Origin of the sequence: Steroidobacter sp. (assembly GCF_016790065.1) — a bacterium.
Taxonomy (GTDB): Bacteria; Pseudomonadota; Gammaproteobacteria; order Steroidobacterales; family Steroidobacteraceae; genus Steroidobacter.
The window spans coordinates 21,906-30,135 of sequence record NZ_JAEUPY010000781.1 but is presented as its reverse complement, the minus strand read 5'-3'; the positions used below and the strand labels follow the sequence as shown (position 1 = coordinate 30,135).

5 protein-coding genes are annotated in these 8,230 nt (G+C 60.7%); 4 read left to right on the top strand and 1 reads right to left on the bottom strand.

The features are described from left to right. From JNL55_RS31735 to JNL55_RS31720, 4 genes are all read left to right on the top strand, one after another. A partial coding sequence (locus JNL55_RS31735) for an efflux RND transporter permease subunit (protein WP_293864084.1) occupies positions 1-2,795 on the top strand: 2,795 nt, incomplete at its 5' end. Beyond that, positions 2,792-4,213 carry an efflux transporter outer membrane subunit gene (locus JNL55_RS31730; RefSeq protein ID WP_293864081.1) on the top strand — a complete coding sequence of 474 codons (1,422 nt, stop codon included), beginning with the start codon at positions 2,792-2,794 and terminating at the stop codon, positions 4,211-4,213. The genes JNL55_RS31735 and JNL55_RS31730, both read left to right, overlap by 4 nt. Positions 4,214-4,241: 28 nt before the next feature. Then, complete coding sequence (locus JNL55_RS31725; protein ID WP_293864078.1) at positions 4,242-4,928, top strand: heavy metal response regulator transcription factor; 687 nt, start codon at positions 4,242-4,244, stop codon at positions 4,926-4,928. Then, a complete protein-coding gene (locus JNL55_RS31720) occupies positions 4,925-6,289 on the top strand; it encodes a heavy metal sensor histidine kinase (RefSeq protein ID WP_293864075.1) in 1,365 nt (454 codons plus the stop codon). Before JNL55_RS31725 ends, JNL55_RS31720 begins: the two co-directional genes overlap by 4 nt. A 3-nt stretch (positions 6,290-6,292) precedes the next feature. On the opposite strand, the gene JNL55_RS31715 is transcribed toward JNL55_RS31720, so the two are convergent. Beyond that, the gene (locus JNL55_RS31715) at positions 6,293-7,987 is read right to left on the bottom strand and encodes a phosphate ABC transporter substrate-binding/OmpA family protein (RefSeq protein WP_293864072.1); all 1,695 of its coding nucleotides are present in this window, start codon (positions 7,985-7,987) and stop codon (positions 6,293-6,295) included. Positions 7,988-8,230: the final 243 nt, after the last annotated feature.

Here is an 8,230-nt window from a genome sequence, read left to right as displayed (position 1 = left end):
TGGCCGCACAGGAAGTGCAGGCGGCCATCAATGCAGCGTCGGGACGTCTGCCGTCCGATCTGCCCAATCTGCCGACCTGGCGCAAGGTCAATCCCAACGACAGTCCGATCCTGGTCGTGCGCATGCAATCGGAGCTGATGACACTCACTGAACTGAGCGACATTGCTGAGACCGTGATCGCGCGTCAGCTCAGTCAGATCGACGGCGTGGCTGAGATTCCCATCAACGGTCAGCGCAAGCCGGCGATGCGTATCCAAGCCGCGCCGGAAAAGTTGGCGTCGCTCGGGCTGACGCTGGCCGATCTGCGTCAGGCCATTCAGGCGGCGAGTGTGAATCAGGCCAAGGGTGCTTTGTTCGGCGCGGACCGCGTGTCGACCTTGCAGACCAACGATCAGATCTTCACGCCGGGCGACTACGACGGCTTGATCGTCGCGTATCGCGACAACGCGCCAGTGTTTCTGCGCGACGTGGCCAAAGTGACCTTCGGCGCCGAGAACGAATACGTGCAGGCCTGGCAGAACGGCAAGCCCGGCATCATGTTCATCATTCGTCGCCAGCCGGGCGCGAACATCGTTGCCACCGCCGATCGCATTCGCGAGGCGCTGCCTCACTTGCGTGAGTTGTTGCCGGCCAGCGTCGAGCTCGAAGTCATCAACGATCGCACGCGAACCATTCGTTCGTCGTTGCATGAAGTCGAAGTCACGCTGGTGGTCACGTTCCTGTTGGTAGTCGTGGTGATGGGTGTGTTCCTGCGGCAGCTCTCGGCCACAGCCATCGTCGCGTCGGTATTGGCGGTGGCGTTGATAGCGACCGTGGGCGCGATGTATCTACTCGGCTTCAGTCTCAACAATCTCACCTTGGTCGCGCTGGTGGTCGCGGTCGGCTTCGTGGTCGACGACGCCATCGTGGTGGTCGAGAACATTCACCGACATCTGGAAGCCGGCGAGTCGATGCTACAAGCAGCTCGGCGCGGTGCGTCGGAAATCGGCTTTACGGTGGTGTCCATCAGTTTCTCGTTGATCGCTGCGTTCGTGCCGCTGCTGTTCATGGGTGGCGTGGTCGGTCGCGTGTTCCGTGAGTTCGCGGTGACCATGACGGTGGCCATCCTGATCTCTGTGGTGGCGTCGTTGACGTTGGCGCCGATGCTGTCTGCTCGCTTCATGAAGCCGATGAAGCACAAGGATAGCGAGCACAGCGTGTCGCGGCGCTTGGTGGCCCAGTACGACCGCGGTTTGAAGTGGGCATTGGCACATCAGCGCACGGTGCTGTTGAGCTTCGGTGCCACGGTGGCTGTCGCCGTGCTCGGCTATGTTTTCATTCCCAAGGGCTTCTTCCCGTTGCAGGACACGGCGTTCATTTTCACCACCACCAAAGGTGCCGATGACGTTTCCTACGAGGACATGAAGACCAAGCAGCAGGTGGTCGCGAACATCATCGCCGAAGATCCGGCGGTGCAAGCGGTGGCCCATGTGGTCGGCGCGGGCTATGGCAGCTCGAGCATGGCCAGCGGTCGAATTTTCGTGGTGATGAAAGATCGCGGTGACCGCGATGTGTCTTCCGAAGAGTTCATCAATCGCGTGCGTCCCAAGGTGTCCGGCGTTCCTGGCATTCAGGTGTTCATGCGCACGGCCCAGGACATCAACCTCGGTGCCGGCGGCGGTCGCGCTCAATACACTTACGTGTTGAAAGGACCGGAGAGCGGTGAGCTGGCCGAGTGGACGCGGCAGCTGGCCGACAAGCTGCAAGCCTACGAACAGTTGCGCGACGTTTCGGATGATTTGCAGTTGGGCGCAGCGATCACTCGCTTGAACATCGATCGAGCCGCGGCGGCGCGCTTCGGCCTGCGGGCGGCCGATATCGATCAAGTGTTGTACGACGCGTTCGGTCAACGCCAGATCAGCGAATATCAGACCGAAACCAATCAATACAAGATCGTGCTGGAGATCGATCCGAGCCAGCGCGGCCGGGCCGACAGCTTGCAGAACTTCTATTTGCGTTCGCCGCTTACTGGCCAGATGGTGCCGCTGTCGTCAGTGGCGCGTATGGAAGGGCAGAGCACCGGGCCGCTGTCCATCACGCACGACGGCATGTTCCCGTCCGTCACCATCTCGTTCAACTTGGCGCCGGGCGTCGCGTTGGGTGAGGCCGTGACCTTGATCGAGCAAACCAAAGCTGAACTCGCCATGCCGAGTTCGATCACCGGCAACTTCCGAGGCACCGCGCAGGAATTCCAGAAATCGCTGGCCACCCAGCCGCTGCTGATTCTGGGCGCGTTGATTGCGGTCTACATCATTCTCGGCGTGCTGTATGAAAGCTTCGTGCATCCGCTGACCATTCTTTCCACGCTGCCCTCGGCCGGTGTCGGCGCCGTGTTGGCGCTGTGGCTGGCGAAGACGGACTTTTCCATCATGGCGTTGATCGGCGTGGTGTTGTTGATCGGCATCGTCAAGAAGAACGGCATCTTGATGGTGGACTTCGCGCTGGAACGACAGCGCAAAGACGGGTTGTCGCCGCTCGATGCGATTCACGAAGCGTGCTTGGTGCGCTTCCGGCCCATCATCATGACCACGCTTGCAGCCATGCTGGGCGCGGTGCCGTTGATGCTCGGCTTTGGCACCGGCTCGGAATTGCGTCAGCCGTTGGGTGTGGCAATTTTCGGCGGCCTGGTGATCAGCCAGATCCTGACGCTGTTCTCGACGCCAGTGATTTATCTGGCGCTGGATCGGATCTTCCATAAGAAGCAACAGCAAGCAGCCGAACCGGAGGCTCCGGACTTATTGGAGCCGGCCCGATGAACACTCGGATGAATAGTCGGATGTTGTGCCGGGTGAGCTCGGTGGTGGCGTTGGCCGTGCTGGCCGCGTGCAGTCAGCCGGTGAAGCAGTTGCCGGGTGATCTGCAGTCGACTTGGGTCGACGAGCAGCGTGCGACCACGGTTGCTGACGACGCGTCATTGACCTGGTGGAAGGCATTCGACGATGTCGCTATCGATCAGCTCGTCGATCTGGCGCAACAGCGCAATCTCGACCTGCGTGTGGCCGAAGCTCGAGTGCGAGAGGTGCGTGCTCAGCGTCGCGCAGCGTTGGCGAACCTGGCGCCACAGATCGATGCATCGGTCGATGGTGAGCGCTCGCGCAGTCGTCGCACTGGATCGACAACCTCTGAGATCCAAGACTCGGCGACTGCAGGCGCTACGGCGAGCTGGGAGATCGATTTGTTCGGCCGGTTACGAGCTGAATCTCGAGCTGCTGATGCTGAACTGCGCGCTGTGCAGGCGGATCGCGATGGCGTTCGACTGGCGTTGATTGCCGAAGTCATTCGCAACTATCTGGACTACCGGCTGTATCAAGTGCAGACCGAGCTGTCGGTGCGCAACGCGCAGGCGCAGGAAGAAACGGTTCGCATCACTCAAGCACGATTCAACGAAGGTTTCGCCAGTCGGCTCGACTTGGAACGCACGGTGTCGTCGCTGCGGACCACACGAGCGCAGATCCCTCAATCGCGCGAACTGGCCGAGTCGGCGCGCTATCGATTGATCCTGTTGACCGCATCGGCTCCGGAGGCGTTGAGCCCGTTGTTGCCGGCGTCGACCGAGTTGAGTGCATTGCCGGATAGCGATGCGGAGAGCGTGTTGCTCACGCCGGCGGATGTGATTGCACATCGCCCGGATGTGCGCGCGGCCGAACGTCGCCTGATCGTGGCAGCGGAACAAAGAAACGTGGCCGCAGCGTTGCGTTATCCGCGCATCACGCTCGCTGGCTTGATCGGCGTTGAAGATGAGCGAGTCAGCGATTTGCTCGATACCGGCACCCGCACCTGGTCGGTGAGCGGCGGCCTGCTGGCACCATTGATAGATTTCGGTCGTATTCGTGCGGCCATCGACGCTGCGGATGCCGTGCAAGAGCAGGCTTATCTGACGTACGAGCAAACGGCTCGCACCGCGCTTCAGGAAACCCAGACTGCGCTGGTGTTGTACACGCAGGGTAAACTGCGGCAGCAGGAGCTGACTCAAGCCGCTGAGTCGGCACGACGCGCGGCTCAGCTGGCACGACGGCAATACACGGCCGGCGCGCTGTCCTTGTTGGAAGTGTTGGATGCAGAACGCAGTGTTTACTCGGTCGAGTTGGATGCTGCTCAGGCCACCGCGGATGTGTCCATCCGGCTGGTGAACGTGTACGAGTCCATGGGCTTGGTCCCGCCGGCTGGCAGTTGATTCCGGTGGCAGAATTAGCGACGACGCCATGAAAGTTTTGATTGTAGAAGACGAGCCGAAGACGGCCGATTACTTGGAACGGGGACTGCGCGAGCAGGGCTACGTCGTGGACGTCGCTCGCGATGGCCTCGACGGTAAACACATGGCGCTGGAATATGAGTACGACGTGATCGTGCTCGACGTGATGTTGCCGGGTACGGATGGCTTCACGGTGTTGCAAGCTTTGCGTGAACGTAAGCAGACGCCGGTGATCATGCTGACAGCGCGGGATCGAGTCGACGATCGCGTGCGAGGCTTGCGAGAAGGGGCGGATGACTATCTGGTCAAGCCGTTCTCGTTTCTGGAATTGGTGGCGCGCTTGCAGGCATTGACTCGTCGCAGCCGTGGCCAGGAAGCCATGCAGCTGCGCATTGCCGATCTGCAGATCGATCTGCTGGCTCGCAAGGCCTGGCGTAACGGTCAGCGTTTGGATCTGACTGCCAAAGAGTTTGCGCTGCTCGCCGCGCTGGCGCGTCGTAAAGGCGAAATTCTGTCCAAGACCACCATCGCCGAGTTGGTGTGGGACGTGAATTTCGACAGCGACACCAACGTGGTCGAGGTGGCGGTGAAACGCTTGCGTAGCAAACTCGACGATCCGTTCCAGCCGACGTTGCTGCACACGGTGCGTGGCATGGGCTACGTGCTGGAAGTGCGCGAGCAGGGCGAGGACGCATGAAGCTCTCCATCAGCCAGCGCCTGGCCGCGATGTTCGCCGTCGCCAGCTTTGTCATGCTGGCGGTGCTGAGCTTTGCCATGCACGGCTTGCTGAAGCGCGAGCTGGAGCGTCATCAGGACAACGAGCTGCAGGCCCGTTGGCAAATGTACAAGCCCATCGTGGTGCGTAACGACGATGTCGAACACTGGTCCGTGGCGTGCCTGAAGTTCGACAACTCTCTGTCTGAAAATAACCGAGTGAGCGTGTGGGTGTTGGGCGACGATCCGCGCTTCCGTTATGGCTCGCAGCTCTCTTCGTCGCAGCTCGGCTCCGCCGGCACGCACGGCTTCGGTCACATCGCGATGCCGGAGCAAGAAGCACCGCTAAAAACTTTCACGGCGGACGTCGAAGGTCGCGGTGAACGGCCACCGGTGCGACTCATGATCGGTATCGATTCCACGCCGTTCGTGGAAACGCTGCGTGCGTTCACCGTTGGCTTGGTTGCGTTGACGGTGGTTGGCGCGTTGGGTGCTGCAGGTCTCGGCTATTACATCGCTGGCGTCGGCTTGCGACCGCTCGGTCGGCTGTCGGGTGAAGCGCAGGCATTGTCACCTGGCTATCTGTCGCGACGCTTGCAGACCGATACGCTCGATCCTGAACTCTCCAAGCTTGCGGACTCATTCAACGGCGCGTTGTCGCGGCTCGAGACTGCGTATCAACAACTCGAAGCGTTCAATGCCGACGTGGCGCATGAATTGCGCACGCCGGTGGGCAACTTGATCGGTCAAACTCAGGTCACATTGTCCCGCGAACGCAGTGTTACGGAACTAAAAGAAGCGCTGCACTCTAACCTTGAGGACCTTGAACGGCTGCGCGCCATCGTCAACGACATGTTGTTCCTGGCTCGAGCGGATCGCGGTGAACTCGCGCCGAACCGAGTCGAAGTGTCGATAGCGCAAGAAGTGGCGCACGCCGTCGAGTATCTGGAGTTCATCTTCGAGGAAGCTGGCGTCAAGGTGCGCATCGAAGGCGATGCCCAGGCCAGTATCGAAACGTCTTTGTTTCGGCGCGCTGTAGCCAATCTGTTACAGAACGCCGTCCAGCACGCCCCGCGCGGTGCCGAGATTGTCGTGTTTGTTTTGCAACAGCCAGGCGCGATTCGTGTCTCGGTGCAAAACACCGGCTCCGGTATCGCGCGGGAGCACCTTTCCAGGCTGTTCGACCGGTTCTATCGTGTCGACAGTTCTCGCAGCGGCAGCCGAGAGAATCATGGTCTCGGCCTCGCCATCGTTCGCGCTGTCGCCACCATGCATGGTGGCACCGTCTTCGCGGAGAGCGACGACGGTGCGACCAATATCGGATTCACCGTCGCGCGCGTTTGAGTTTTATTCCAACGTGAACCACTGCACTTCGACGCGGCGGTTCAATTCGCTGTCCGGGCCGGCAGGTTCTTCCCAGCCGCGACCGACAGCTTCGACGCGCGTCGCGTCGATGTCTTTATGGCGTGCACGCAGCGCTTCGCTGACGGCAAGCGCACGCTGACGTGACAGCTCCATGGCTTTGAGCGCCATGCTCTTCACCAACTGCTCGCCACCCTGATCGCGAAATTCATTCACGCGAGCATTGTCGACGTGACCCCGCAGCAGCACGGTCGAGCCGGGGCTCACTTGCAGGAAGCGCTTGATCGTATCCAAGTACTCCTGGTTCTGAGCCGCGCTCTTGTCAAGGTTCGCGGAGTTGGCTTCGAAGAAGAAACGAATGTCCTTGCTCAGCAGCGGGTCGCCTTCCAGCGTGGCCTGCGAGGAGCTGCGGATCGGCGCGATGGCGATCTTCTGATCGGCGAACAAGCCTTTCTTCGCCAGCGCTTCCAGCCCGGTGACATCGGCGAAGCGCGACGCGTCGGTCGGGTTGCGAATCACGTTGCCGTAAGCGAGCACTGAGGATTGGAAGATGCCGCCAAACGAACCGGCCGAGTCGATGGTGCCAGCGAAGAACGCACGGTTCTCCGGCAGATTGGCCAGATGCACGCGGGACAGTTCGTCCTTGGCGTCGGCTTCACTCCAACCGAACGCTTTGGCCACGACACCGATATTTGCTGCCTGCTGATCGCGGAGCCGGCGATTGCCTTCGAGAATGCCGTGCACGAGACCCCGCACCATGTCCGGGTTCGCTTTCGCGAAGCCGCCATTCACGGCGAGCACGTCGGCGATCACCAGCAGGTTGCGGTTGGAGACCAGGACTTTCGCGGCGCCGTTGGATTTTTCCACGACTTCGTCGGTGCGCGGTGTCCAGCCAACGCAGCCATTCAATCGCTGCGAACCGCTGAGTTCGTGCGAGTAGGCGTCGCAGGCGACGAAGGCGTCTTCATAGAACACCAGGCCTAGTTCGCCCGAACTCGGCTTGGAATCGAGATCACGAAGCACTGTGACCGGCACGCCGGCTTCTTGAGCTAGATAGCGGATGAAGAATTCGCTCTCGTTGAATTGCGAAGCGGCGAGAGTTTTGCCTGCGAGCTGATTGATGGAGGCGATGCCTTTGTCGACCACGACCATGTCAGCACCACGCGAGTAACCGATTTGCACCGGCACGACTGCGTCGAATTGCCGCCCGAGTATGGCAAGCACGTCAGTTGTGGTTGCAGTGGCGGCGAGGCGGCCGTTGTTCAGTGCGCCCCAGGTTTCGCTTTCACTCTTGGTGATTTTGACTTTGAAGCCGTATTCCTTGGCGAAGAAGGAATCGGGATTCGGATCCATGCCACCGTTCGCGACGATCAGCCCGCCGTAGCCGGCGTATTCGCTGATGTCGATTTGCAGAATGCCGTCCTTCGGTGTGTACGTCGCCGCCGCTTCCAGCGACGGCGTACCTGTCACCGGTTCTATTGGCGCTGGCGCGCCGCCTTCATCGCTACCTTTGCTGGTTGCTGTTGTTTGCGATGTGGTCGTGCCGGTGCTTGTGGCGTCGTCTTTCTTGCCGAGCCAGAGATACACACCTAGGCCGATGATTCCGGCCAGCAACAGCAGCGTAATTAGATTGCCCGCCGCGGAGCCGCGATGACTTGCTTTCAATTTGGCAGTGCTCATTTGAGAGAGTCCTTGTTAGCAATCAATAAGCGTCAGTGGGTTGCGTTTGCCGGAGGCGCCGGTGGTTGGCGTTTGCCCGGAGGCGTTGGTGGTTGGCGCTCGCCGGAGGCGTCGGTGGTTCGCGGAGGCTGGTGGGCCCTAGGTCCTTCCGGCACCGCGCACTCGCCGCGCCACGCAGACGCGTGTCGCTGTGCTTGTACATCCCTGTAGCAGCTGCGACGAAAAGGTCCCTCTTTTTCGACG